Source organism: Aciditerrimonas ferrireducens (assembly GCF_023130475.1).
Lineage (GTDB): Bacteria > Actinomycetota > Acidimicrobiia > Acidimicrobiales > UBA8190 > Aciditerrimonas > Aciditerrimonas ferrireducens.
In genome coordinates this window covers 376429-402413 of record NZ_JAKHEX010000001.1, presented here as the reverse complement: position 1 = coordinate 402413, position 25985 = coordinate 376429, and the positions used below count along the sequence as shown (strand labels likewise).

Sequence of the window (25985 nt, the reverse complement as noted above, 5' to 3'; positions counted from 1 at the left end):
AGCCTCGGCCCCGCCATGCTGGACCACATCCTCGTGGAGCTGATCTCCCAGCTCCGTTCGGCGCTGGAAGGCTCCCTCCTGCAGCGGCAGGCCATCGAGGAGCGGTTCCAGGTGGACGTCTTCCTTGGCGACGTCTCCTGGGAGACGTCCTACTCGCTGCCCGGCGAGGATCAGCCGCCCCGGGTCCGGGCCGACGTGAGCCTGGACTGGCCGACCTGGAGCCAGAGCCTCTATCGCTCCTGGTCCATCGGCGAACCGGCCGAGGAGGCCCCCGAGGTGCTCCTCGAGCTGACCATCCGCCAGCAGCGCCTCGCCGCCCGCCCGGACCTCGACGCGGTCCTCGCCACCTTGCCCAGCGAGAGCCCCGAGCTCGCCGGGGACCGGCTGGTCCGCTCGGCCCCGGTGGTCGAGGAGGTCCTCGGCACCGACGAGCCCAGCCAGTGGGCGGTGGAGACCACCTACCAGGGTTCGGTGGTGCTCGACGAGGCCACCTTGGAGGACCCGAGCCGCCTGGCCGCCGGGGTGGGCGAGCTGGCCACCTGGGTTGCCTCCCTGCTCGTCCGGGTGGCCGACCTCGACTTCCCCTACCTGCCGCCCGAGCCCGAGCCCGACGAGGCCCCCTGAGCCGGGGCCGGCGCCCCGAGCACCTCGGCCACCAGGGCCCGCAGGTCGCCCTCGGGCCGGCCGCCCAGGTGCCCGAGGACGGTGGCGGCGGCCGCCGTGCCGAGGCGGGCGGCATCACCGGGCCCGGCCCCCCGGGCCAGGCCGTAGAGGAAGCCGGCGGCGAAGAGGTCCCCGGCCCCGGTGGTGTCCACCACCGGCACCGGCCGGGCCGGCACCCGGTAGCGGTCCTCGGGGGCCACCACCACCGCCCCCTCCTCGCCGAGGGTCACGGCGCCGAGCACCCCGAGCTCCTCCAGGAACCCCAGGGCGGTCTCCTGGTCGCGACTCCCGGCAAGGGCCCGGGCCTCCTCGGCGTTGCCCACCACCACGTCCACGCTGCCGGCCTCCAGCAGGCCGAGGAGCCGGTCCCGGTGGCGGGCCACCAGGAGGGGGTCGGAGAGCCCGAGGGCCACCGCCGCCTCGCCCTCGTGCGCCAGGGCCACCGCCCGCTCGAGGAGCTCGGCTGCCCCGGGCACGTCCAGCAGGTACCCCTCGAGGTAGACGACGGCCGCTCGCCGAAGCACCTTCGGGTCGAGGTCCTCGGGGCGCAGGTCGGTGGCCACCCCGAGGAAGGTGGCCATGGTCCGCTGCCCGTCGGGGGTGACCAGGACCAGGCAGCGGCCGGTGGCGCCGCCGGCCCGGGGCGCCCCGTCCCCGAGGACCACCCCGGCGGCGGCCAGGTCCTGGCGGAAGACCCGCCCCAGCTCGTCGTCGCCGGTGCACCCGAGGAACCCGGCCCGGCCGCCCAGGGCGGCCACCCCGACCACCGTGTTGGCCACCGAGCCGCCCGAGCTGCGGGCCTCGGGGCGGACCGCCTCGGCGAGCCGGCCGGCCCCGGCCTCGTCCACCAGGGTCATCGTGCCGGGCTCGAGGCCCAGGGCCGCGAGGTCCTCGGGCTGCACCTGGGCGGTCAGGTCCACGAGGGCCGACCCCACCCCCACGAGGTCGAGGGGCCCGTCCTCCCCGGCTCGCCCCTGCCCGGGTTCCTCGGCCGCCGAGCGGGTCGCGGTCGGCCGGGCGGTCACGGTCGGGGTTTCTGGGCGGGCGGCACGGCTGGACCCTAGCGGCCCGCGCCCCGGCCGAGAGCGCCCTGTAGGCCCGCTCCCCGCCCTGGTCCGCGCCGATTGCGGTCCCCGCGGCCCGACCCCTAGCCTGCCCTCGTGCCCAGGCCCGCTTCCTTCGCTGGCGAGGGGCCGGTGGACCCTTCCGCTGCCCACCGGCTGCCTCGCGCGCTCGTCCCGCGTCGCTACGACCTCCACCTCCGCCCCGACCTGGACCAGGCCCGCTTCGAGGGCACGGTGCGGATCAGCGGGGAGGCGGCCAGCGAGGTCCGGGAGGTGCTGCTCCACGCGGTGGACCTCCAGGTCGCCGAGGCCAGCGCCAGCGCGGCCGAGGGCCCGGCGGTGCCCTGCGACGTCCAGCTCGAGCCCGAGCACCAGCGCCTTCGGCTGCGGCCCGCCGAGCCCCTGCCCGCAGGGCCCCTCCGCCTGGACCTGCGTTTCAGCGGGGAGCTGAACGACCGCCTCCACGGCTTCTACCGGTCCACCTACACCGACCCCGAGGGCCGGACCCGGACCATCGCCACCACCCAGTTCGAAGCCACCCACGCCCGCCGGGCCTTTCCCTGCCTGGACGAGCCCGACGCCAAGGCGGTGTTCGCCATCACCCTGGACGTCCCCGAGGGGCTCCTGGCGGTCTCCAACGGCCCGGTGGTCGACGAGGAGCCCCTGCCGGGGGGCGGCCGGCGGGTCCGCTTCGGGGACACCATGCCCATGTCCACCTACCTGGTGGCCTTCGTCGTCGGCCCCTTGGTGGCCACCGAGCCGGTGCGGGCCGGGGGCACCACCCTCCGGGTGGTCCATGTGCCCGGCAAGGAGGGCCTCACCGGTTTCGCCCTCGAGGCGGCGACCCACGCCCTGGACTTCTTCGCCGACTGGTTCGGCCTCCCCTACCCGGCCGACAAGCTCGACCTGGTCGCCATCCCGGACTTCGCCTTCGGGGCCATGGAGAACCTGGGCTGCGTGACCTTCCGGGAGACCGCCCTCCTCGTGGACCCTGGGCGGGCCTCCCAGCTGGAGCTCCAGCGGGTGGCCGACGTGGTGTCCCACGAGATCGCCCACATGTGGTTCGGGGACCTGGTGACCATGAAGTGGTGGAACGGCATCTGGCTGAACGAGGCCTTCGCCACCTTCATGGAGCTGCTCTGCGTCGACCACTTCCGCCCGGCCTGGCGCCGCTGGGTCTCCTTCGGCCTGGAGCGGGAGGCCGCCTTGGCGGTCGACGGCCTGCACCGGACCCGGCCGGTGGAGTACCCGGTGGGGTCCCCGGAGGAGGCCGAGGGCATGTTCGACGTCCTCACCTACCAGAAGGGGGCGAGCGTCCTGCGGATGCTCGAGCGCTACCTCGGCGAGGAGCGGTTCCGGGACGGGATCCGGCGCTACCTGGCCCGGCACCGCTACGCGAACACCGAGACCGCCGACCTCTGGGACGCCCTGGAGGAGGCGAGCGGGGAGCCGGTCCGGCAGGTGATGGAGAGCTGGATCTTCCAAGGCGGCCATCCCCTGGTCACCCTCGCCGAGGGGCCCTCGGGCCCCGAGCTGCGCCAGGAGCCCTTCGCCTACGGCCCGCCCCTGCCCGGGGAACCGAGCGCCATCGGCCGGCACTGGGAGGTGCCCCTCCTCGTCCGAGCCCTGCCCGAAGCCCCCGGCCCGGCGACTGGCGCCGAGCCCGGCGGGTCGGGCGGCGACGGGGAGGCCCGGCTCCTGCTCGGCGCCGAGCCCACCGCCCTGCCGCCCCTGCCCGGGGGGGGCGTCCCGGTGCTGAACGCCGGCGGCTGGGGCTTCTACCGGGTCCGCTACCCCCGGTCGACCCTCGAGACCCTGGCCGGCCGTCTCGGCGAGCTGGCGGTCCTCGAGCGCTTCGGCCTCATCGGGGACACCTGGGCCGCGGTCCTCGCCGGCCAGGCCGACTTCGCTGACCTCCTGACCCTGGCCGGGGGCCTGGCCCCCCGGGAGGACCCCGACGTGCTCGGCCAGCTGGCCGGGGCCCTGCGGAGCCTGGAGCGGTTCCTCGACGAGGCCGACCTGGGGGCCCTGGCGGCCTGCACCCGGGCCATCGTGGCCCCCTCCTTGGCCGAGCTCGGCTTCGAGCGCCAGCCGGGGGACGACGAGCGGACCCTCACCCTGCGCTCCTTGGTCGTCGCCCTGGCCGGCACCGTGGGCCAGGACCCCGAGGTCCAGGAGCGCTGCCGGGCCCTCTTCGCCGCCGAGCAGGCCGGCCGGGCCGACCTCGACCCCGACCTGGCCCCGGCGGTGGTCCAGGTGGTGGCGGCCAGCGGGGACCGGTCCACCTACGAGCAGCTCCTCGACCGCTACCGCCACCCGGCCACCCCCCAGGAGGAGATGCGGTTCCTCGTGGCCCTGGCCGACGTGCCCGACCCCCAGGTGGCCGCCGAGGTCTTCGAACTGGCCCTCAGCGAGGTCCGCACCCAGAACGCCGCCTTCGTGCTCGCGGCGCTGCTCGGCAGCCGGCTCCACGGGCCGGCCACCTGGGAGCGCCTGACCGCCCGCTGGGACGAGGTCCTCGCCCGCACCCCGGAGAACCTCGCCCCCCGCATGCTCGAGGCGGTCCGCTGGCTGTGCCGGGACCGGGCCCTGGCGGAGCGGGTCACCGACTGGCTGGCGGCGCACCCCCTGCGCAGCGGTCAGCGCACCGTGCAGCAAGCCCTCGAGCGGCTCTGGGTCCACGTCGGGGCCGTCGAGCGTCTGCGGAGCCCGGCCCCCGCGGCCCTCCAGGCGGCCACGGCGCGCCTGGGCGAAGGCCGAGGGGGTGGCGCTGGCCGGTGACCGCCGGCCCCTGCGACCACCCGACCTGCCCGCCCCGCCTGGCCCTGGCCCGGGCCACGAAGGGGTTCATGCCCGAGCCCGAGGGCCTGGCCCTCCATGCCCTGGCCCACGAGGTCGGTCGGCGCTTCCCCGGCGCGACCCTGCTCGAGGTGGGGGCCTGGTGCGGCAAGTCCACCCTCTACCTGGGAGCGGCGGCCGCCGCCGAGGGGGCCCTGCTCTACAGCCTGGACCACCACCGGGGCTCGGAGGAGAACCAGGCCGGGTGGGAGCACCACGACCCCGAGGTGCTCGACCCCCGGACCGGTCGGATCGACACCCTGCCCTTTTGGCGTCGGGCGGTGGCCGACGCCGACCTGGAGGGCGCGGTGGTCGGCCTGGTGGGGGACTCGCCCACGGTGGCCGCCCACTTCGCCCAGCCCCTCCACTTCTGCTTCATCGACGGGGGGCACGGCGAGGCACCGGCCTGGGCCGACTACCGGGGCTGGGCCCCGAAGGTGGTCCCCGGCGGGGTCCTGGCCATCCACGACGTCTTCCCGGACCCGGCCGACGGCGGCCGCCCCCCCTACGAGCTGTGGTGCGACGCCGTGGCCTCGGGCGACTGGAGCGAGCTCGGGACCTGGGGCTCGCTCCGGGCCCTGGAGCGCCGCTGAGCCCCTCCCCGGTCCGTCTCGGGCTCGGCCCCGTCCTCCCCGTCCACCCCCACCACGGCTTCGAGGTCGACCACCTCGGGGAGCGACTCGCCGAGCAGCAAGCCAGCGGCGGGGGTCCAGCGAGCCAGGGCGTCCCCGGCCAACACGACCGCCGCCGCGCTGTAGGTCGTGGCCTCGTCGCGGGGGAAGCTCACCCCGTGGGGCACCACGAGGCCCGTGAGGTAGCTGCCGTCGGCCTGCCGATGGCTGGCGGTCCACGACAGGAGGGACTCGGCCCGTGCCCGCTGGCCGAGGGCGGCCAGGGCGATGGCGCACTCGGCGGTCTCGGCCGCGGTCACCCAGGGCTGGTTCGCCACGCAGCGCACCCCCCGGCCCTCGATGACGAAGCGCCGCCAGCCCCCCGCCAGGCGGGCCTGGGCCCGGGGGGCCTCGAGGGCCCCGGAGAGCACCGGGTAGTACCAGTCCATGGCGAACTCGTCCTTCGGCTCGAAGGCCCCAGGCCGATGGGCGATGGCGTGGGCCAGCCGCCCGGCCGCCAGCTCCCAGGCCGGCCGCTCCTCGCCCAGGGCCTCGGCGCAGGCCACCGCGCAGCGCAAGGACGAGAGGACCGACGAGGAGCCCGTCAAGAGGGCGTAGCGGCCGGGGCGGCCGTCGGGGTCGATGGACCAGCGGATCGTGCCGTCGGGCCGCTGGCAGCGCAGCACGAGCTCCACCGCCCGGTCCACCGCCGGCCACAGCGCGCCCAGCTCGGCCAGCTCGCCGTGGAGGAGATAGCGGTGCCAGGCCCCGGTGGCCAGGTAGGCGCAGGTGTTCGTGTCGATCCGGGGGTCCTCGACCGAGCCGTCGGCCGCGTAGTAGTTGAACCAGCCTCCCTCGGGCAGCTGCCGGCGGACGAGCCACTGGTAGGCCGCCCAGGCCTCCTCGGCCAGCCCGGCCACGTCCAGGGCCATGGCCGCCTCGACGTGGTTCCACGGGTCGGCGTGCCCGCCCTCGAACCACGGGATCATGCCGTCGGGCCGCTGGCAGACGGCGATGCTCCGGGCGCTGGCCTGGGCGTCCTCCAGGCCGAGCCCCTCCCCCGTCGTGGTCCGGGCCGGCCTCATGCCAGCTTCACCGCGTAGACCACCAGGCTCTTGCCCCACAGCGGGCTGAGCAGCCGGTCGGCGGCCCGGGTCCAGCGGGGCCCCTCGACGATGTCCTTCACCAGGAGCCGGTGGTAGGCCTGGACCAGGGGATGGTCGTCCCGGCCCACCCCCACCAGGCACTTCAGCCACCAGTAGGGGCTGTGGAGGCCGTGGGCGTGGTGCCGCTCGACCGGCCGGAGCCCGCCGAGACGGAGCCTCGCCGCCAGCTGCCCCCGCCGGTAGATCCGCACGTGGCCGCCGGGCACGTCGTGGTACTCCCGCGACAGCAGCCAGTTGAGGGCCTCGGGGCCGAAGCGGGGCACGGTCACCGCCAGGACCCCGCCCGGCTTGAGGACCCGGGCCAGCTCGCCGATGGCCCGCTGGTCGTCGGGGATGTGCTCGAGGACCTCGGCGGCCACCACCCGGTCGAAGCTGCCGCTCGGGAACGGCAGCGCCCGGGCGTCGCCCCGCACCGCCACCACCGACCCGCCCCGGGCGAGCTCGCCGGCCTCGGCCATGGCGTAGGCCGTGGCCCGCACCTGGGCCACCTCCTCGGCCCCCGCGTCCAGGGCCACCACCCTCGCCCCCCGACGGGCGGCCTCGAAGGCGTGCCGGCCCCCGCCGCAGCCCAGGTCCAGGACCCGCTCGCCGGGCCGCAGACCCAGGCGGCCGTAGTCAACCGTCAGCACCCTGGCCGCTCCCCGGACCCGCTCACCACCTCGGGCACCGGGACCCTCTCGGCCACTGGGGTCCCCTCGGGCACGGGGCACGTCGGGTCGTCCTCGAGGTCCTCGGGGGCCACCACCGGCCGCCCGGCCACCGCCAGGTCCCGGCAGCGCCGGGCCTCGGCCGCCCACCGGGCCCGGACCCGCCGGGGCGGGGGGGCCTGCCGCCCGCCACGACCGGCCCGCTGCTGCTCGAGGAGCAGGCGGTACTGCTCGACGGTGCCCTCGGCGGTCGCCCGCCAGGTGAAGCGCTGGAGGACGCGCTGCCGACCGGCCGCCCCCAGGCGAGCCGCCAGCTCGGGGCGGTCGAGGACCTCCCGGAGGGCGGCGGCCAGGGCCTCGGGGTCCCCGGGGCGGACCAGCAGGGCGGTGCGGCCCGAGGCGCCGACGACCTCGGGGATGGCCCCGCCGGTCGTGGCCACCAGGGGCACCCCGCACGCCATGGCCTCGACCGCCGGCAGCGAGAACCCCTCGTAGAGCGACGGCACCACCGCCACCTCCGCCTCGGCGTAGCGCACCGCCAGCTCCTCGTCCGAGATGCCCTGGAGGCACGAGACCGCCCCGCCGAGCCCCAGGGCCTCGATGGTCCGGGCCACGAGCCCCCCCGGCCGGGGCGTCCCGATCACCGTCACCTCCAGGGGCCGCTCGGCCCGCAGGCGGGCCACGGCGTGGAGCAGGGGCACGAGGCCCTTCATGGGCACGTCGCTCGAGGAGGTGACCATGATCCGCCCCGGCACCCGCCGCACCTCGGGCCGGGGCCGGAAGACGGTGTGGTCCACCCCGACCGGCACCACGGCGGTCCGGGCCGGGTCGACCCCCAGCTCCCCGGCGATGTCCCGGCGGGAGGAGCGCGAGACCGTCACCACCCGGGGCAGCTGCTGGGCCACCCGGGCCTGCATGCCGAGGAAGCCGAACCAGCGGCGCTGGGCGAGCTGCTGGCGCCAGTCCTCGGCGTGGGCCAGGGCCAACTCCCGGTCCACGGTGATGGGGTGGTGGATGGTGGTGAGCAGGGGCCAGCCGTCGTCCAGGATCCGCAGGAGCCCCGACCCGAGGCACTGGTTGTCGTGCACCAGGTCGAAGCGGTCCCGGGCCTCCCGCAGGAGCCGATGGGCCCGCCAGGAGAAGGTCCGGGGCTCGGGGAAGCCGGCCGAGCACATGATGGCCAGCTCGGCCAGGTCGGCCAGGCTGCGCAGCTCCCGGGGATGGGGCAGCCGGAACGGGTCCGGGTCGCGGTAGAGGTCGAGGCTGGGGACCGGCACGAAGCCGACCCCGTCGTCGAGCTCGGGCCAGGGCTGGCCGGCGAAGACCGTCACGCTGTGGCCCATGGCCGCCAGCTCCCGGGCCACATGCCGGGTGTAGACCCCCTGGCCGCCGCAGCGAGGGTTGCCCCGGTAGACCAGCCAGGCGATCCGCAGCGCCTCCGGCCCGGTCGGCGCCGGGGCCGGGCGCGCCGAAGGCACGGTCAGCTGGCGGCTCCGCTCCCACGAGGCCTGCAGCTCCCGCCAGCGCCGGGCCCAGCCCCCCTCCTCAGCCACGGCTCCTCCGCCGCCAGGGTCGCACCATGGCCTCCCAGCCTCGCCGCCGCCGGCGGCCGGCGCAAACCGCCGAGCGTGGCCGGCCCCTGGCGTGCCTGCACGACCGGCGGGCAGCCCGGGTCAGGCGGGGGCCACCCCGGGGCGGGCCGCCGAGGCCTCGACCTGAAGCTCGCCGGGCAGCAAGCTGGCGAAGGGGCGAGGGGTCCCCATGCCCGCCAGGTCGCCGACGGCGGCCACGAACTGCCTCCCCCACTCCTCCGCGCTCCGCACCGGCCAGGGGGCGTCGGCGTCGACGGCACCTTCGAGCGCGGCCGCCACCCCGGCCACCACCGAGGCGGGCCGGGGGGTGCAGGCCAGCGCACCGCCCCGGGCCATCTCCCAGAGCAGGTTCTCCCGGCCATGGCCCGGCACCGCGTCGAGCACCACGAGGGGTCGCCGCACCACCCGGGCCTCGTGGCAGCTCTGGCCGGGCGTGGTCACGACCACGTCGCAGGCCGCCATGAGGGTCGGGACCTGGCTGGTGAAGCCGAAGACGGTCACCCCCGCACCCCCGAGCCGGGGAACCGAACGGGCGAGGGCCTCGAGCCGGCGCCGCAGGGCGGCGTTGGCCCCGGCCACCGCCAGCACGTGGTAGCCGCTGTCGGCCAGGGCCCGGGCGGCTTCCTCCAGCCCCAGCCGTCCCCAGCTCCCCCCCATGAGCAGCACGCAGGGCACCGCCCGGTCGACCCCCAGGGCGTCGCGGGCCTCGGCCCGGCCCGGCGCGGCGAAGAACCCGGGCAGGACCGGCGGGGGCAGGACCACGACGTCGGCCGCCGGCAGGTACTGCCGGATGGTGCCGGCCGCCATCTCCGAGCAGACCACGTAGCGGTCCACCGCCGGATGCGCCCAGAGCCGGTGGGCGGCGGCGTCGGTGCAGACCACCACCACCCGCCGTCCCGGCGCCTCGTCCCGCAGGCGGCCGAGGGCCCCGGCCCCGGTGGGGAAGACCGAGACCAGCAGCTCCGCTCCCCGGCTCTCCACCTCGCGGCGCAGCTTCGGCACCAGCCGCTGGGCCGCGGCCCGCTCGATGCGATCGGCCAGCGGGCTGCCCCCCCGCAGCTGGGAGAAGTGCAGGGCGTCGTAGACCGGGGCGGCGGCCACCGTCCGACGGAAGACCAGCTCGCCGACCCGGCCGGCTGCCCCGCCGAGGAGCGCCATGGCGTCCACGACGTCGCTGGCCACCCCGGCCGCCCCGAGGGCCGTCCGGCAAGCCTCGGCCGCGGTGTCGTGGCCCCGGCCGATCGAGCCGCTCACCACCAGGGCCCGGGACACCGTGCCCCTTGCGGCCTCGCCCGATGCCCCCTGCGTCGTCACCGCCACGCCCTTCGTGCCCCGTCCCTCGATCGCCACGGCCCCTCGCGCATCATGCTGCCACCCGATCCAGCCGCTCGGCACGGAGACCCCGGACAGCCAGGTCCTCGGCCAAGCCCGGCAGCAGCGCCACGGTACGGGCCCCGGTTCCTGCCGGGGCAGCCAGGTCGCTGTCGTGGAGCAGCACCACCGCCCCAGGCCGCAGCCCCGAGGCCAGCCGTCGGCGGATGCGCTCGAGCTCGGGGTCGGCGAACTCCTTGCCCCAGACCGACCAGAGCACCACCTCCAGCCCGAGGGCACGGGCAGCTCGCAGCGAGCCGGCGGCCAGCTGGCCGTAGGGGGGCCGGAACCACCGGGGAGCCTGCCCGGTCGCCTCCCCCACCACCCCGACGGCCCGCCGCAGGTCCTCGAGCACCCACCCCGGCCCTCGCAACAGGTGGTGCTCGTGGCGGAAACCGTGGACCCCGAGCTCGTGCCCTGCGGCCACCACCTCGGCTGCGAGCGACCCGGACCGGGCGACCGCCGCGCCGAGCACGAAGAACGTCGCCCGCAGACCCCGCTCGTCCAGCACGGTCAGGACCCGCGGGGTGGTGCGGGGATCGGGACCGTCGTCGAAGGTCAGGGCCACCCGGTCCCCGGCCACCGCCGGGGCGACCCGCCAGCGGCACCACCGCCCGAGGGACGGCGGCGACCAGGGGGCCAGCGCCCCGAGGACGCTCAGGGCCGGAAGCCCGTGGAGCAGGCCGGTGCCGAGGACCGGGGCGCCCAGCGCGCCGAGGGCGACGGGCCAGCGCGACCCGGCACCCCGGCTCGAGCGCGGGTGCGCCGACGACGGGGACTCAGAACCGGGGGACGTACGCCCCCCGTCCGGCCGCCAGGGAAGCGAAGGGGTCCTCCTCCTCGTCGACCCCGCCCCGGACCTCCACGACCCAGGGGAGACGGTCCCGGAGGATCCGCTCGACCCCGCCCTGCAAGGTGGCCGAGGCGATGGCGCAGGTCGAGCAGGCCCCCCTGAGCCGCACCTCCACCACCCCCGCCGCCACGTCGGCGTCAACCAGCTCCAGGTCCCCCCCATCAGCCTGGACGGCCGGCCGCATCGCTTCGATCAGCTCCTCCAGCGCGGCCCGTCGAGCAGCCAGCTCGTCGTCCCGGGTCGGCTCCCCGGTGCTTCGGGCGGAGGCCCCGCCGGGGGCAGCTCGCCGGGGGGCGGGCACGGGGACGCTCACCGGCACCGAGGACGGCGGCTCGGGGCCGGGCATCGAGCCGGCGCCGTCGTGGGCCCTGGCCTGGTCGCGTTCCGCTGCGGTCACGTGTCCATTCTGCCGGGTGGGTCCCCCTGGACGGGCCGGCGCCGCCGAGGGACGGCCTCGTCCTGTCAGCGGCGAGTGGCGACTGCTAGGCTGCCCGCCGTCACGCCCCAGGCGTCAAACGGGTCGTGGCGTCGTGGAGTTCGTGTGTCCCTCCGCCGGCTCGGTCGCCCGGGTTGGCCCGTTCGAGACGAGCAACCGCTGCAGCAGCCTAGAGCCATGCGGAGACTGCCCACCAGCCAGGCCGCCGGGAGGCCGGTTTCGAGGAGGCCCAGATGACGCGGTCGGTGCGGGTGGTCGGCGCGGCCATGACCCCCATGTCGACGAGGGACCGTTCCGTCGAGGAGCTCTCCCTCGAAGCGGCGACCGGGGCCCTGGCGGACGCCGACCTCGAGCCCCGAGGGGTCGGCCTGGTGGTGGCCGCCAACGCCACGGGGGGTCGGCTGCTGGACCAGGGCTGCATCCGGGGGCAGACCTGGCTGCGGCGCCTCGGGCTCGGCGGAGCGCCGGTGGTGAACGTCGACAACTCCTGCGCCGGGGGTTCCAGTGCGCTCCACCTGGCGGTCCTGGCGGCCTCGGCCGGCCAGGGACCGGTCCTGGCCGTCGGGGTGGAGAAGATGTGGACCGGTGACCGGTCGGCGACCCTGGCGGCGATCGAGGACGGGCTCCCGGCCGACGAGCGGGCCGGCCTGCGGGATCGGCACCCGAGCGAGGCGGGCAGCGTGCTCATGGGCTTCAACGCCTCCTGGGTGCGCCGCCAGCTGGAGCGGGGCTGGGCGACCGTCCGGCAGATCGCTGCGGCTGCGGCGAAGGCCCGGCAGTTGGCGGCCGTGAACCCCTTCGCCCAGTGGCGGACCCCGGTCAGCGTCGAGGAGGTCCTGGCGGACCGGCCGGTGGCCGGGCCGCTGACCCGGGCCATGTGCTCCTCGTTCACCGACGGGGCGGCGGCCGTGGTGGTGCGGGCCGACCCCGGGGCGAGCGGACCCCGGGTCGCCGCCAGCGTGGCCCGCTCCGGGAACGGGGACCGGGACTACCACGACCGGCTGGCCGAGGTGGCCCAGGAGGCGTGGAAGCAGGCCGGCCTCGGACCGGGGGACGTGGACCTCGTGGAGCTCCACGACGCCACCTCGGCCGAGGAGCTCTACGCCCACCGAGGCCGGCCGCACCACCCCCGGGGGCGGGCGGCTGGCGGTGAACCCGAGCGGCGGGCTGGTCGGCCGGGGCCACCCCCTGGCCGCCACGGGCCTGGCCCAGGTCGTCGAGGCCACGTGGCAGCTGCGGGGCAGCTGCGGAGCCCGGCAGGTGCCCGGGGCGCGAGTGGCCCTGACGGTGAACACCGGCGGGATCATCGGCGGGGACGCGGCCCTGGCCGCCGCGCACGTCCTGGTCGGCGCATGAGAGGCACACGAGGAGCGGACCGATGAGCGGAGCCCGGATCACCGGCTGGGGGATCGCCCTGCCCGACAAGGTGGTGACCAACGAGGACCTCTCGGCCCGCCTGGACACCTCCGACGCCTGGATCACCGAGCGGACCGGCATCAAGGAGCGCCGGATCGGCGGGACCACCTCCGGGCTCGCCATCGAGGCCGGGCGGGCCGCCCTGGCCAGGGCCGGGGTCCGGCCCGAGGACGTCGACGCCGTGATCCTGGCGACCACCACCCCCGAGGGCATCGTGCCGGGCACCTCGGCCGCCGTCCAGGAGGGCCTCGGGATCGGGGGTGGTGCCTTCGACCTGAACGCCGCCTGCTCGGGCTTCGTCTACGGGCTGGTGACGGCCCACGGCCTGATCGCCACCGGGGCCCGGCGGATCCTGCTCGTCGGGAGCGAGACCCTCTCGAAGATCACCGACTGGGACGACCGGACCCTGGCGGTGCTGGTGGGCGACGGCGCCGGGGCGGTGGTCCTCGAGGCCACCGACGGCCCCTCGGAGCTCCTCGGCTGGCACCTCGGGGCCGACGGCTCGCTGCGTCACCTGCTCTACTGCGAGCACGGTGGCTACCTGGCCATGAACGGCAAGGAGATCTTCCGCCACGCCGTGCGGGCGGTCATCGAGTCCTCCCTCGTCGCCCTGCAGCGGGCCGGGCTGACCCCCGACGACGTGGACCTCTTCGTGCCCCACCAGGCCAACGCCCGGATCATCGTCGCCGCGGCCGAGCGCCTGGGGATCGCGCCGGAGCGCTACGTGGTGACCATCGACCGCTACGGCAACACCTCGTCGGCGTCGATCCCCCTCGCCCTGGCCGACGCGCTCGAGACCGGCCGGCTCCGGGAAGGGTCGACCGTCCTGCTCTCGGGCTTCGGGGGCGGCATGACCTGGGCGAGCGCCGTCCTCCGCTGGGGCGCATGAGCAGCGCCGGCGGGTCCTCGGCTACCCGGGGCGACCGGCCGGTCCTGGTCCTGCTGGCCGCCGGGCTGGCCACCCGCTACGGTGGCGTGAAACCGCTCGCGCCCTTGGGGCTCCACGGGGAGGCGGTCGTGGACCTCACGGTGGGGGACGCCCGGGCCGCGGGCATCGACGAGGTCGTCGCCGTCCTCGGTCCCCGCACCGGCCCGGCCATCGCCTACCACCTGGCCCGGACCTGGCCCGCCGACCTCACCGTCCACCAGGTCCTCCAGCCCGTACCCCTCGGGACGGCCCACGCCCTGCTCTGCGCTCGCCCGGTCCTCGGGGAGCGGCCCTTCGTGGTGGTGAACGGCGACGACGTCTACGGTCCCGACGCCCTGGCCCTCGTCGTCGACCACCTCCGGCGCGGCCCAGCCGAGCACGCCCTGGTCGCCTACGACCTGGCCCGCAGCCTGGTGGGGGACGGGCCGGTCACCCGGGGCACCGTCCAGGTAGCCGAGGACGGGCTCCTGGCCTGGATCGATGAGCGTCGCCAGGTCCGGCGCCGGCCCGACGGGCGCTTCGAGGCCGCCGACGGGCGAGAACCGGCCGAGCTCGACCCGAGCACCCCGGTGTCGGTGAACCTCTTCGGCTGCACCCCGGCGATCTGGCCGGCGGTGGCCGAGGCGGTGGCGGAGGTGCACCCCCAGGTCCGCCCGGACGGCAGCTTGCCAGCGGACGCCGAGCCCCCGAGCCCCACCGAGGTCCTCCTCCCCGAGGTGCTCTGCGCCCTCGTGGCCGGCAAGCTGCCCGGCGAGGTCCAGGCGGTGCGGGTCCTGCGGACCGAGGCCCGCTGCGTGGGGGTGACGCACCAGGCCGACCTGCCCTTGGCCAAAGCGGCCATCGCCGAGCTCGTGGCCACCGGGCAGCGCCCCGAGTGGCCCTGGGCGTCGCCCCAGGAGGCCTGAGGACGCGATGACCGGTCGGCCCCTGGAGCCCGACGGGACCCCGGGGTCGCCGGCGACCGGCCCGACGGCGGGCTGGTGCCACCTGCGGGTCCTCGGCCGGGTCCAGGGTGTCGGCTACCGCCTGTCCTGCCAGCAGGTCGCCCGCCAGCTCGGCCTGGTTGGCTGGGTCCGGAACCTGGCCGACGGCAGCGTCGAGGTCCTGGCGATCGGGCCCGACGCGGCCCTGGCCAGCCTCGTGGCCTGGTGCCGCCAGGGCCCGCCCCTGGCCGAGGTCGAGCGGGTCGACGTCCGCCAAGGGCCAGCGGGAACGGCCCCGCCAGCCGAGCTCGCCCCCTTCCCCGACCCGTTCAGCGCCCGCTGAGCTGCCCTCTGTCAGGCTCGGCCTCCGCTCCCCCGTGCCCGAGGCCCTCGCCAAGCTCTTCGGGCAGGGTGCAACCCTCGAGCTGCAGGCCGAGCGGCGAGGCCGGATCGAGCCGGCACCACCAGATCCCGGCTTTCGGGCCTGGTACGGCCAGGCCTTGGGGGCGGGCCAGAGGGCCGAGCAGCCGTTCGATGACCTCCCCGTGGGTGCAGGCCACTACCAGGGGCGGCTCCTCCGCCGGTGCCCGGGCGCCGTCATGGCCGTCGCCGGCGGCGAAGGCCGCGGCGAGCCGCTCGATCCCCGGGACGCCCGACGGACCGGGGATGCCGAGGGCCTCATGCACCTCGACCGGCCGGCCCAGGGCCGCGGCCAGGGGCGCCAGGGTCTCCCGGCACCGGCGGGCCGGGCTGCTGAGCAGCCGAGCGGCCCCGGCCGCTCGCAGGGGACCGACCAGGGCCTCGGCCTGGGCCCGACCCAACGGGCTCAAGGGCCGCTCGAGGTCGTCACCGGTCCACTCGCTGCGCCGACCGGCGTCGGCGTGGCGCACCACCGCCACCTGCACCCGCCCATCATGGCAGCCCCGCCGGACCACCAGGTCCGGTCATGCCACACGATTGCGAAGCGTCCCGATACCGCTGATGGTGATGGTCACCTCGTCGCCCCGATCCAGGAAGCGGGGCGGGTCGAAGCCGATCCCCACGCCAGCGGGGGTGCCGGTGGCGATGACGTCCCCGGTCTCCAGGCGCAGGCCGGCCGAGATCGTGGCGATGAGCGTGGGGATGTCGAAGAGGAGGTCGGCGGTGTTGGCCCGCTGGCGCAGCTCCTCGTTCACCCAGCACGACAGCTCCAGCGCGGGACGGGCCTGCCCCTCGGGGTCGACCTCGTCGGCACTGACCGCGACCGGGCCCATGGGGCAGAAGCTGTCGAGCCCTTTGCCGAGGAACCACTGTCGGTGGGCCCGCTGGCGGTCCCGTGCGGTGACGTCGTTCACGATGGTGTAGCCCCAGACGTGACGGTGGGCGTCCTCCGGGGCGATGTCCCGGCCGGGCCGGCCAATGATGACCGCCAGCTCGGCCTCGTAGTCCAGTTCCTTCGTCACCGTCGGGTGCCGCTCGATCGTCGCTCCCGGCCCCACGACGGCGGAGGGCGGCTTCGTGAACACCACCGGGGCGCTCGGGAGCTCCTCCCCCCCAGCGGAGCGGTCATAGCCACTGCGGGAGAACTCCCGGGCGTGATCCCGGTAGTTCTTCCCGACGCAGAAGACGTTCCGTGGCGGGCGGGGCAGGGGGGCGAGGAGCTCCACGGCCGCCAGGGACCACACCTGCCCCCGAGGCTCAGGAGGGCCCGACTGCTCCCACTCCACCAGCACGCTCAGCAGGTCGGGGGCCTCCACTGCCTGGAGGTGGTCGCCGTCCACGACACCCACCCTCACCACACCGTCGACTCGGAACGTCGCCAGCCGCACAGGACCCTCCCTTCCTGGTGGCAACCAGCGCCAGCATAAGGATCGCCCAGCCCCGGCGCGAGGCTCGGCGCACGGGGCAGCGGGCCGGGCGTCAGGGAAGGATCCCGACGTACTGCTCAGCCATTGCCCGGCGGGCCGCGACGGAGGATCGGAGCAGCGCCAGCTCGGCGTCCTGGATCCGCTCGGCGAAGGGGCCGTCGTCGGGGAAGCGGTGCAGGACCGTGGTCATCCACCAGGAGAAGCGGACCGCTCGCCAGACCCGCCGCAGGGCACGGTCCGAGTAGGCCTGCAGGGCCTCGGGGCCGGGGTCCTTCGCCTCGAGGAGCACCTCGGCGAGGTCCACCACGTCCGCGAGGGCCAGGTTCAGTCCCTTCGCTCCGGTCGGCGGGACGCTGTGCGCCGCGTCCCCGGCCAGCGCGAGGAAGCCGTACGCCATCGGCTCACCCACCGCGCTGCGCAGGGGTGTCAGGGACTTCTCGATCGACGGCCCGGTCTCGAGGCGCTCGGCCGCTGCCGGTGGGATGCGGCGCCGGAGCTCGTCCCAGAACCGGTCGTCGGGCCACGCCCCGAGATCGGTGTCCAGCGGCGCCTGCAGGTAGTACCGGCTGAGGCGGGCGTGGCGCATCGAGCAGAGCGCGAACCCCCGCTCGTGGCGGGCGTAGATGAGCTCCGGGTGGACCGGTGCCGTCTCGGCCATGATGCCGAGCCACCCGAACGGGTAGTACCGCTCGTAGGTCCGGCGGACACCCCTCGGGACCGCGTCCGCCGTCACGCCGTGGGCCCCGTCGCAGCCCGCCACCACGTCGGCCAGGAGCGTCTCCTCGCGGCTGCCACGCCGATAGCGAAGCTCGACCGGCCTGTTCGTCACGTCCCCGAGCGCGAGCTCCTCGATCTCGTCGAGGTACTCGACCCCTTCGGCCTCGATGGCGGCGAAGAGGTCCTTCTGCAGCTCGGTCTGGCCGTAGACCACGACCCCGTGCCCCGTGAGACCCTGGAAGTCGACCCGCAGGGGATCCCCCCGGTCCGACAGCACCACGCCCTCGTGCCGCATGCCCTCCCGGTCCACCCGATCGGCCAACCGGTGTTCCCGGAGCATCGTCACGCTCGGATGCTCGAGCACCCCCGCCCGGATCCTGCCCCGCACGTGCTCGACCGAGCGCCGCTCCAGCACCACCACGTCGAGCCCCGCTCGGTGCAGGAGGATGCCGAGGAGGGACCCCGCAGGACCACCACCTACGACCGCGACCTGCACTCGGCGCGTCGTGCTCACGCGCGGGGCGCCACCCGGACTCAGCCAGCCCGGCGCAGTTCGCTGGTCGAGGCCGAGCGGTACGCGCCCCGAGCCACCTCCGAGTAGGGAGCAGGGGCGACTCGTGCCCGGATTCGCACCTGTCGGTGGGGCTCGACCTGGGGCTTCGCCGAGTTCGGCTCCTCCCCCCAGAGCACTTCCACTTCTTGGCCAGGTCGTGCGACCTGCCGGTCCACCACGGCCAGCGAGAGCATCGCCCGGACACTGGCCACGTACCCGCAGTCCAGGGACACCCCGACGTGACGGCCCTCGATCCGGACGTCGTCGTACTGGAACAACGCATAGCGGGACTTCGGCCACTCGAGGTACTTCGCCGGGGGGTCGTCCTCCATCTGCGACCGGAACACCGCGGCGACGTCGTCAGGATCCCACACCAACGTGACCTTCTCCTTAGCCGCCTGGCCCTGCAGGCCTTCCAGGGCGCGCCGGCCCACGAACTCGTGGTCGAAGGCCACTAGGCGACCGTAGCCCAGGTCGAAGGGGGTCAGGTAGTAGTCCTCGATCCGTTCCGCCAGGAAGCTGCCCCCGAGGGAGCCCATGCGGGCTGCCCGCCGCCACTCCCGGAACGGCCGGAGCTCCTCGCCCGTGAAGATCGCCGGCAGCGGCGAGGGGACCCAGCCCGACTCCAGGTTCGCCGAGGAGTAGGCCCTGGCCCCGGCCCGCACCAGTCCCAGGTCGCTGCCAGCTTCCAGGATGCGGGCCAGGACCTCCTCGCCCTCGGCCCACGGCCCGAAGAGCTCGAAGCCCGGCTGGCCGGCCATGCCGTGCCGAAGCGCCCGCACCGGTCGCCCCCCGATACGCAGCTGGGTGAGATGGAAGAACGGCACCTCGGGCACCGGACCGCCAATCAACCGCTCGACCACCGCGAGGGCCCGGGGCCCCTGGAGCTCGTAGCGGTAGAGCATCGGCGGACCCTCCCGGTCGTAGGAGTTCTCGTCCCGCTCGACGCTCACCCGGTACTGCCCGGTCTCGCAGTGGTAGTGCACCCAGTCCACGATGGCCGGGTGGGCACCGACGAAGTCCAGTTCCTCCTCGTCAAGGTAGAAAAGGATGCCGTCCCCGATCACGAACCCGTCCGGGTTCGTGGCCACGAACTGCTTCGCCATGCCGGGCCGGAAGCGCTCGAAGCTGTTGACCCCGAGGTCGGCGAAGACCCGGACGGCGTCCGGTCCTCGCACGAAGAGGTCGGCCATGTGGTGGCTCTGGTCGAACAGGACGCAGGTCTCGAGCCAAGCGCGCTGCTCGGACCGCCAGTTGCTGAACTCCGGGGTCACCGGGAACGTGTAGGGACGGGCCATCGCGTCCCGGAGCAACCGCACCGGGTCCCCGACCCTCCGAAGGGCGTCTTCCAGGCTCTCGTCGCTCGCCACGGTCTCATCCTCCTCTGCGGTGACGGTCCTCGTTGCCCGAGGAGCCGAGGAGCGTTCGTTGCCAGTCGAGGGTCTCGTGGACCTGGTTGAAGGTGATCAGGTGCAGGGCCTCGATGCCGAGCTCGGGGTCCACGAGGCCCTCGCCCAGCTCCTCCAGCAGAGCCTCCGGGGCGTAGCGCCGGCCTCGCAGCAACGCCCCGACCAGCCCGCGCTGCTTGGCGAGGTACTTCACGGACTCCCCCACCCCGATCCGCAGCGAGAGCTCGCTCAGCTTCAAAAGCCCCAGGGGTCCCGCGACGCTCAGGTGCAGCGGGAGCCGGACCCCCCTCGCGCGGGCGTCCCGCAGCCAGGCCGCCAGCGCCGTGGCGTCGTAGCAGAGCTGACTGCACATGTAGGTCGCCAGCTCCTGCTTCGCCAGCAACGCCTCCCAGAGCCGCTCCTCAGGGATCGCCGGATGGCCCTCGGGGTAGCAGGCCACCCCGACCGACTCGAAGCGATACCCCAGTTCCCCGAGGGCCCGCAGGACGTCGAGGGCTTCGCGGAACCGGCCACGCGGCTCGGTCGCGTCGCCGCCCACCACGTAGAGGTCCCGGACCCCGGCTTCGGCCAGCTGCGCGACCCGGTCCGCCAGCTCCCCCGGCCCCTCGAGCTGCCGGGCGGGCAGGTGCGGCACCACCCGGTGCCCTCGCTCCGCGAGCCGCACCGACCAGGCCACGGTCCGGTCCAACCCGAGCTTCACCGACGCGGTCACCGTCACCGGGACCGACGCCGGCAGGCCCGCCACCTGCTCCTCGAGGTTCCGCAGGGGGATCAGCTCGTAGTCCGCCCCCGCCACCAAGGCCCGCAGGGCCTCGGGCCAGGCCCCCCGCGGGGCCTGGCCCTCCCCGGGCACGCTCACTGCTCCGCCGCCCGGCGCCGCCAGCCGCCCGGGTACTCCAGGCGAGCGGTCACCGAGTAGGGTGCCGGGCTCACCACCACCCGGATCTCGACCTGGTCGTGGGGCTCCACCGTCGTCTTCTTCGAACCACCGTCGGGCTCGCCCCACACCACCCGGAGCTCGGTCCCGAGCGGGATGTCGTGGTCGACCGTCGCGAGCGAGAGGACCCGCCGCTCGTTCGCGCTGTACCCCGTGAACAACGAGAGCCCGACCACGTGTCCCGCAGCGTCGACCACCGCGTCGTAGTTCGACGACCCGTAGTTGGCGTTCGGCAGGTCGAAAAACATGTATCCCCGGTGCTCGGTGTCCAGGATCGAGGTGAGCACCTTGCCGACGTCCTCGGCGTTCCAGGCCAGGGTCACCTTCTTGCGCTGCGAGCTCCCGTCGATCTGCTCGAGGGCGTCCCGGCCGATGAAGTCGTGATCGAACTTCACGAACGATCCGTAGCCGAGCTCCCAGGGGTTCAGGTAGTAGTCCTCGATGTCGTCCGAGACGAAGCTGCCCGCCAGGGCGTTCGTCGCCTCGTAGGAGTCCTCGTCCAGCCACTCCCGGTACCCGCGCAACTCCTCACCCGTGTAGATCGCCGGGAGCGGCGAGGGGATCCAGCCCGACTCGAGCGTGTTCGTCGAGTAGGCACGAGAACCGCAGGGCTCCAGCCCGAACTCCCGGCCGGCCTCCAAGATGGCCTCCCGGACCCGTTCGTAGGAGTCGTAGGGCCCCCACAGCTCCAGGCCCGGGGCGCCGGCCATCCCGTGCCGCAGGGTGCGGACCCGGAGCCCCGCGACCGTCAGCCACCCCATGTGGAAGAACTTCGGGGCCTCCAGCGACCCGCCGTTGATCTTCTCGATGATCTGCCACGCCGCAGGGCCTTGGATCTGGAACCGCCAGTAGCGCCGCTGCACCGCCTTCCCGTAGGGACGGCTCGGGGACCGGTCGTCCTTCACCACCTCCACGTCGTACTTCCCCGCCTCGGCCTGGTACAGCAACCAGTTCGCCGTCGGCGCCCGCCCCACGAACACCAGCTGGTCCTGCTCCTCGTGGAACAAGATCCCGTCCCCGATGACGTGACCCGAGGGCGACGTCGGCACGAACTGCTTCGCCCGTCCCGGCGGGAAGTTGGCGAAGCTGTTGATCCCCGTGTCCGACAACAGCCGCAGCGCGTCCTTCCCGGCGATGAACAGGTTCACCATGTGATGCGACTGGTCGAAGAGCACGGCCGTCTCCCGCCACGCCTTCTGCTCGCGGCGCCAGTTCGTGAACTCCGACGGCACCACCGGGTAGATGTACGCCCCGATCTGGGAGTTCCGTAACAGCCCGACCACGTCACCCGCCTGGTCGAGCACCTCCTGCAGGCTTCGCTTGCCCATACCGAACCTCTCCTTTCCTTGCTCACGTCCAGTGCCCAGGGGCCGAAGCCGCCGTCCCCTGCCCGCCTTCTCCTCCGAGCCGACCACCGCCGGGCCGGCAGCGGACGACCCGTCAGTGACCCAGCTTCCGCTCCTGGGTCTCCCGGCTCCGCGCCGTCAGTCGCTCCAGGCGGACCGGGTCCTCCCGGTCCAGCCGGCTCCGGTCGAGGAGCGTCGTGTCCTGGCCCCGCACCGGGTCCAAGACGGCTTCCCGGAGGCTGAAGGACCACTTCCACTCCGACGAGGGCCGCACCGCCCCGTCGCTCCCCACCTGGTCGACCCCCCAGAACAGCTCCAGCCGGTGCCCGTCGGGATCCCGGAACTCCACCGAGATCTGACACCCCGCGCGCCGGCGGCCCTCGAAGTCGATCTCGACCCCGTGGGCGAGCAGGTGGTCCCGGGCCGCGAAGAGCTCGTCGAGGGTCGCCACCTCGAACGCGAGATGGTTCAGCTCGATCGCCTCCGATCGGTCCGGCAGCGTCCCAACCAGGGCCACCCCGTGGTGGTCGTGGTTGTAGCGCATGAACACCATGCCGCCCCGGGCCAGCTCCTCCGGATAGACGTCAGAGACGCTGAAGCCGAGCACCTCCGTGTAAAAGCGCACCGACCGGCGGATGTCCCGGCAGTTCAACACGACGTGCCCGATCTTCTGGATCCGAAACGGCACCCCCTTCGGCCGCTGGCACTGCCGGAGCTCCTCGATGTCGAAACCCAGCTCGCTCATCACACCCTCCCTCCGGCTCGCGAACCGAGCCGCGCTTCGAGCCGCGGGTAGACGCGGCGGGCGTTCTCCTCGTAGATCAGCCGACGTTCCTCGTCCCCGATGACCCCGCTCCGCTCCACGTAGCGCCGGGTGTCGTCGAACGCCTCACCGCTCACCGGGTCCACGCCCCGCACCGCGCCGACCATCTCCGACCCAAAAAGCACGTTCCGCGCCGGGATCACCTCCAGCAGCAGGTCGATCCCCGGCTGGTGGTACACGCAGGTGTCGAAGAACACGTTCCCAAGCACGCTCTCCTCAGGGTCCGGTCGCTTCGCGTCCAGCGCCAGGCCCCGGAACCGCCCCCAGTGGAACGGCACTGCCCCGCCCCCATGGGGGATGACGAACCGCAGCGTCGGGAACCGTTCGAAGACCCCCGACAGCAGCAGCTGCATGAACACGATCGTGTCCGCTGCCAGGTAGTAGCCGCCGGTCGCGTGCACCGCTGGGCTCGCCGAGGCGCTCACGTGCACCATGGCCGGCACGTCCAGCTCGACCATGGCTTCGTAGAGCGGGTACCACCACGGGTCGCCGAGGGGCGGCTCGCTCCACCGGCCACCCGACGGATCCGGGTTGAGGTTGCAAGCGACGAACCCCAGCTCCTCCACGCACCGGCGCAGTTCCTGGACGGCAGCGTCGAGCGGCTCGCCTGGCGCCTGGGGCAGTTGGCATACCGGGGCGAACCGCTCAGGGAAGAGCGCTGCCGCCTGGGCCACCAGGTCGTTGCAGGCCCGGGACCACGCCACGCCGACCGCCAACCCACCCTCGTGGTGCGCCATCGCCGACGCCCGCGGCGAGAAAAGCACCAGGTCGATGCCCCGTTCCCGCTGGAGACGCACCTGCGAGCCCTCCAGGGCCTCTCGAACCTCCCCATCATCGAAGACCGGGGCCGAGGGAGGCCGACCACCCGTGCCTGCCCAGTCAAGCAGTGCTCGCCGGTACTCCCCCAGCGTCGCCGGTGCCGTCGTGAAGTGCCCGTGACAGTCGATGATCACCCCACGCCCCCGACGTTCCCCTGAGGGAGACGCTCCCGCAGACCGTAGATGTCCAGTCCCAGCTCTCCCGCCTGCAGACGGGCCCTGGTCCCCTCCTCCCGGGCGACCCGTGCCTCAGCCCGCTCCAGCACCTCCGCAGCGTCCTCCCGGCCCACGACGACGACACCGTCGTCGTCCCCGACGACGACGTCCCCGGGGAACACCACCGTCCCGCCACAGCTCACCGGCACGTTCACCCATCCCGGGAGCGCCTTCTCCGTGCCCGCCGCCCCAATCGTCTTGGCCCAGGCCGGGAAGCCCATGGCTCGGAGCGCCGCGACGTCCCGCACCCCCGCATCGAGGACCACGCCCCGGACTCCCCGGGCCCGGGCGGAGGTGGCCAGCAGCTCCCCGAACATGCCGTGGCTCGACGGCGAGAGCACCCCGACCACCAGGACGTCCCCCGGCTCGCACAGCGCCAGAGCCGCGTGCACCATCAAGTTGTCCCCGGCGTAGTTCAGGCACGTCACGGCAGTGCCGCCCATGGCCAAACCCGGTGTCACCGCCCCGATCCCGTGCATCAGCCCGGTCCGACCCGCCGCCTCGTGGACCGTCGCCACACCGAGTTCCCCGAGGCGTTTCGCCACCGTCGGATCGGCTCGGGTCACATCCTCGACCACCCGTGGCCTCAGCGGCACCACGACCTCCTCACCATGCCCGCAACCCTTCTTTCGCGAATCCCGTACCGTGCAGCGACCCCTGGACAACGCCGGCCTCGATGGCGAGCTCCACCACCGGCCACACCTCGTCCCAGCCGCAGCGCACCACCGGGCCGCCGAGCGCACCGGCTGACGCCCGCTCCGCCCGCTCTGCCTCCACACCCTCCGCCAAGGCGTCGTAGAGCTCCCAGAGCACCTCCTTCCGCTCCTCGAGGACCCGTCGCGTCGCCACCACCATGTGGTTGGCCGGCACCACCCCGAACCGCTCCAGCCAGGCGGCTGCGGCCCCCGCCAGGTCCGGCCACAGGGGCTCCCCGAGCGAGGACGCCTGCCCCCCCGGTACCACGAGGGCGTCCAGGCCCCCCCGTTCGAACACCCGCTGAAGTGCCTCCCTGGAACGCTCGACGTTCTCCGGATCCGGGTACTCCTGCAGCCTCGGACCCTCCTCCGTCACCCAGGCCAGCTCCGACCAGTGCACCCCGTCTTGTGCCCACAGGGCCTGCCGTACCCAGAGCCCCGTCGTCTGCCCGTAGGAGCGGATCCCGACCCGCCGGCCCCGGAGCCAGGCCGGTCCCGGCCTCCCGGTCCCCTCTCGGACGACCACGCACTGCTGGGGGAGCGCCCCCGTCAGGACCACCGGGAGCAGCACCAAGGGCCTTCCCGCCTCGACCGCCTGCAGCAACGCCAGCAGCGCGAGCTCCGAGACGTCGTACGCCTGCTCGAGCATCATCGGTCCGAACGCCCGGTGCACCGGTCGCACCTCGCACCACTCGACGTCGGCCCCGCCGAACCGGTTCCTCGTCCGTGCCCGGGCCGTCGCCGGGTACGGACCCAGCACGACGCGAATGGGGGTCACCTCGCCACCCCGGCCGAACTCCAGCGGGGCCCGCGGCGCTGGGCCGGGACTCCATCCCGGCCCAGCGCCGCGCAAAGGGCGAACGCCCCAGGCTCGTCACCGTGCACTGCGTCACCGTGCACTGTCAGCACCATCCGCGTCAGCTAGCTGCTGGCCAGCTGGGGAACCCCCCAGAGCTTGAAGAAGTCGTTCTCGAAGGTGTTCCCGCCGTAGCCCTCGTTCCCGTAGGTGTCCCCTGGGCCGAAGAACTGCGAGACGTTCGACGGGATCCAGAAGCGGTTCGGGTCGATCTCCTTGCTGACCGGAGCCGCGGGGTGGTGACCCAGCAGGCGGATCACCTGGTCCATGGCGTCGAAGGCGTCCCAGTCCTCGTTCGGCCCGGAGTCCGAGGCCACGAGGGAGTTCGGCTCGGTCATGAGCTTCTCGACCGACCGCGATCCTCCCCAGGTGTAGATGGCCAGTCCCGGCCGGTGCGCCTGCTCCACCGCCGGGAGCACGAACTGGGTCATGCCGTCGAAGGCGATGAAGATGGCGTTGATGTTGGGGTGTGCCACCAGTGCGCTGTCGACGTCGCTCTCCAGCTGGGTTGCCCAGTCCTGGATCGGGACGTCCAGCGTGTCCACGACGGAGCACCTCGACGGGCACAGGCTCGAGATCTGGCTCGACACCGCGGCGCTTGCCGCCGGTCCCTGGATGACCGAGTTGGACGTGATCATCAGGGCCTGCACTGGCTTGTTGCCGAGGTGGACGATGGCATAGTCGACGTCGTCCTGCATGCCCTGGGTGACCTCGACTGCCGTCTCGCCGTCGAGGTACTGGTAGTTGTTCGTCTCGTTGTAGTTGCCGTCGACGACGGCGATCCCGGCGCTCTCAGCGGCTTGGAGCTGGGGAGCGACCGCACCGGGGATGATGCCGCAGAGCATGACGATCGCGGCGTCGTGCGCCGAGACCGCGTCCTCGATGCCCGTCTCCCACTGCGAAGGCTGGCCCGACGTCGGGAACAGCGTCACGTTCGCCCCAAGTTTCGTCCCCAGGGCCTGGAAGTCGTGGGCCTGCGTGTTGCAAGCACCGATCTCCGAGTTGATCGGCATGACGAGAATGCCTTTGCCCTTGAGCACCGAGGCGCTCACCGCCGGGCCGGGCGCGGTCCACGTCGGCACCTGCTCGGCCTTCGCCAGGGTGCTCTTGATCGAGGCGAGGGTCGAAGCGCTGACCGCCGTGCCGCTCGGCACGGCCGTCGACGACGCCTTCGCCGACGAGACACTCGAACTGCTCGAGCTGCTCGAACTACAGGCCGCCAGCAACAGCGCCCCGGCTCCGACCAGGCTCAACGCCCCG

The 25985-nt window shown here is 74.2% G+C and carries 25 protein-coding genes and 1 pseudogene; 8 read left to right on the top strand and 18 right to left on the bottom strand.

All coding sequences use genetic code 11. The features are described from left to right. Positions 1–15: 15 nt before the first annotated feature. Complete coding sequence (locus tag Acit_RS01955; protein ID WP_248105275.1) at positions 16–624, top strand: hypothetical protein; 609 nt, start codon at positions 16–18, stop codon at positions 622–624. On the opposite strand, the gene Acit_RS01950 is transcribed toward Acit_RS01955, so the two are convergent. Further along, positions 585–1688 (bottom strand): adenosine kinase, encoded by a 1104-nt coding sequence (locus Acit_RS01950; RefSeq protein WP_248105274.1) that lies wholly within the window; start codon positions 1686–1688, stop codon positions 585–587. The genes Acit_RS01955 and Acit_RS01950 overlap by 40 nt on opposite strands. A 135-nt stretch (positions 1689–1823) precedes the next feature. Here Acit_RS01950 and Acit_RS01945 point away from each other — a divergent pair, with 135 nt between their 5' ends. Next, positions 1824–4508, top strand: coding sequence for a M1 family metallopeptidase (locus Acit_RS01945; protein ID WP_312709081.1), 2685 nt, complete (start codon positions 1824–1826; stop codon positions 4506–4508). Then, complete coding sequence (locus Acit_RS01940; protein WP_248105313.1) at positions 4505–5158, top strand: class I SAM-dependent methyltransferase; 654 nt, start codon at positions 4505–4507, stop codon at positions 5156–5158. The genes Acit_RS01945 and Acit_RS01940 overlap by 4 nt, the downstream gene beginning before the upstream one ends. Here the strand turns inward: Acit_RS01940 and Acit_RS01935 are convergent. The 6 genes from Acit_RS01935 to Acit_RS01910 all read right to left on the bottom strand — a co-directional run bounded on the left by Acit_RS01935 (position 5071) and on the right by Acit_RS01910 (position 11202). Continuing rightward, on the bottom strand, positions 5071–6261 hold the full coding sequence (locus tag Acit_RS01935; RefSeq protein WP_248105316.1) for a prenyltransferase/squalene oxidase repeat-containing protein: 1191 nt from the start codon (positions 6259–6261) through the stop codon (positions 5071–5073). The genes Acit_RS01940 and Acit_RS01935 overlap by 88 nt on opposite strands. After that, entirely contained in the window at positions 6258–6971 is a 714-nt protein-coding gene (locus tag Acit_RS01930; RefSeq protein WP_248105273.1) for a class I SAM-dependent methyltransferase, read from the bottom strand. Before Acit_RS01930 ends, Acit_RS01935 begins: the two co-directional genes overlap by 4 nt. Then, complete coding sequence (locus Acit_RS01925; RefSeq protein ID WP_248105272.1) at positions 6965–8542, bottom strand: glycosyltransferase family 4 protein; 1578 nt, start codon at positions 8540–8542, stop codon at positions 6965–6967. Before Acit_RS01925 ends, Acit_RS01930 begins: the two co-directional genes overlap by 7 nt. Positions 8543–8662: 120 nt before the next feature. Further along, positions 8663–9931, bottom strand: coding sequence for an MGDG synthase family glycosyltransferase (locus tag Acit_RS01920; RefSeq protein WP_248105271.1), 1269 nt, complete (start codon positions 9929–9931; stop codon positions 8663–8665). Positions 9932–9944: 13 nt separating this feature from the next. Continuing rightward, on the bottom strand, positions 9945–10535 hold the full coding sequence (locus Acit_RS01915; protein ID WP_248105270.1) for a polysaccharide deacetylase family protein: 591 nt from the start codon (positions 10533–10535) through the stop codon (positions 9945–9947). Between the two features lie 196 nt (positions 10536–10731). Continuing rightward, positions 10732–11202: a NifU family protein gene (locus tag Acit_RS01910; protein WP_248105269.1), complete on the bottom strand. Its 471-nt coding sequence runs from the start codon at positions 11200–11202 to the stop codon at positions 10732–10734. 272 nt (positions 11203–11474) lie between these two features. Between Acit_RS01910 and Acit_RS13825 the strand changes: the two are divergent. The 5 genes and pseudogenes from Acit_RS13825 to Acit_RS01890 all read left to right on the top strand — a co-directional run. Continuing rightward, positions 11475–11843 (top strand): annotated as a pseudogene (locus Acit_RS13825) (thiolase family protein); the annotation flags it as partial. 547 nt (positions 11844–12390) lie between these two features. Further along, positions 12391–12597 carry a thiolase C-terminal domain-containing protein gene (locus Acit_RS13820; RefSeq protein ID WP_376745997.1) on the top strand — a complete coding sequence of 69 codons (207 nt, stop codon included), beginning with the start codon at positions 12391–12393 and terminating at the stop codon, positions 12595–12597. Positions 12598–12619: 22 nt separating this feature from the next. After that, entirely contained in the window at positions 12620–13546 is a 927-nt protein-coding gene (locus tag Acit_RS01900; protein WP_248105267.1) for a beta-ketoacyl-ACP synthase III, read from the top strand. Then, entirely contained in the window at positions 13543–14490 is a 948-nt protein-coding gene (locus tag Acit_RS01895) for a nucleotidyltransferase family protein (RefSeq protein ID WP_248105266.1), read from the top strand. The genes Acit_RS01900 and Acit_RS01895 overlap by 4 nt, the downstream gene beginning before the upstream one ends. Positions 14491–14497: 7 nt before the next feature. Continuing rightward, positions 14498–14851 (top strand): acylphosphatase, encoded by a 354-nt coding sequence (locus Acit_RS01890; RefSeq protein ID WP_248105265.1) that lies wholly within the window; start codon positions 14498–14500, stop codon positions 14849–14851. Here Acit_RS01890 and Acit_RS01885 read toward each other — a convergent pair. The 11 genes from Acit_RS01885 to Acit_RS01835 all read right to left on the bottom strand — a co-directional run bounded on the left by Acit_RS01885 (position 14838) and on the right by Acit_RS01835 (position 25978). Continuing rightward, positions 14838–15413 (bottom strand): SixA phosphatase family protein, encoded by a 576-nt coding sequence (locus Acit_RS01885; protein WP_248105264.1) that lies wholly within the window; start codon positions 15411–15413, stop codon positions 14838–14840. The two genes, Acit_RS01890 and Acit_RS01885, sit on opposite strands and share 14 nt — an antisense overlap. Before the next feature lie 39 nt (positions 15414–15452). Next, the gene (locus tag Acit_RS01880) at positions 15453–16316 is read right to left on the bottom strand and encodes a fumarylacetoacetate hydrolase family protein (protein WP_312709072.1); all 864 of its coding nucleotides are present in this window, start codon (positions 16314–16316) and stop codon (positions 15453–15455) included. A gap of 91 nt (positions 16317–16407) precedes the next feature. Next, complete coding sequence (locus Acit_RS01875) at positions 16408–17568, bottom strand: 4-hydroxybenzoate 3-monooxygenase (RefSeq protein WP_248105262.1); 1161 nt, start codon at positions 17566–17568, stop codon at positions 16408–16410. A gap of 38 nt (positions 17569–17606) precedes the next feature. Further along, entirely contained in the window at positions 17607–18995 is a 1389-nt protein-coding gene (locus tag Acit_RS01870; protein ID WP_248105261.1) for a hypothetical protein, read from the bottom strand. Between the two features lie 4 nt (positions 18996–18999). Continuing rightward, entirely contained in the window at positions 19000–19887 is an 888-nt protein-coding gene (locus Acit_RS01865; protein WP_248105260.1) for a methylenetetrahydrofolate reductase, read from the bottom strand. Positions 19888–19889: 2 nt separating this feature from the next. Next, entirely contained in the window at positions 19890–21299 is a 1410-nt protein-coding gene (gene ligM, locus Acit_RS01860; RefSeq protein WP_248105259.1) for a vanillate/3-O-methylgallate O-demethylase, read from the bottom strand. 112 nt (positions 21300–21411) lie between these two features. Then, positions 21412–22062 carry a VOC family protein gene (locus Acit_RS01855; protein ID WP_248105258.1) on the bottom strand — a complete coding sequence of 217 codons (651 nt, stop codon included), beginning with the start codon at positions 22060–22062 and terminating at the stop codon, positions 21412–21414. Further along, positions 22062–23093 carry an amidohydrolase family protein gene (locus Acit_RS01850; protein ID WP_248105257.1) on the bottom strand — a complete coding sequence of 344 codons (1032 nt, stop codon included), beginning with the start codon at positions 23091–23093 and terminating at the stop codon, positions 22062–22064. The genes Acit_RS01855 and Acit_RS01850 overlap by 1 nt, the downstream gene beginning before the upstream one ends. Further along, positions 23090–23770, bottom strand: a complete 681-nt coding sequence (locus Acit_RS01845) for a 4-carboxy-4-hydroxy-2-oxoadipate aldolase/oxaloacetate decarboxylase (protein WP_248105256.1) — start codon at positions 23768–23770, stop codon at positions 23090–23092. The genes Acit_RS01850 and Acit_RS01845 overlap by 4 nt, the downstream gene beginning before the upstream one ends. Positions 23771–23780: 10 nt before the next feature. After that, the gene (locus Acit_RS01840) at positions 23781–24647 is read right to left on the bottom strand and encodes a substrate-binding domain-containing protein (protein ID WP_248105255.1); all 867 of its coding nucleotides are present in this window, start codon (positions 24645–24647) and stop codon (positions 23781–23783) included. Positions 24648–24790: 143 nt separating this feature from the next. Continuing rightward, entirely contained in the window at positions 24791–25978 is a 1188-nt protein-coding gene (locus tag Acit_RS01835) for a sugar ABC transporter substrate-binding protein (protein ID WP_248105254.1), read from the bottom strand. Positions 25979–25985: the final 7 nt, after the last annotated feature.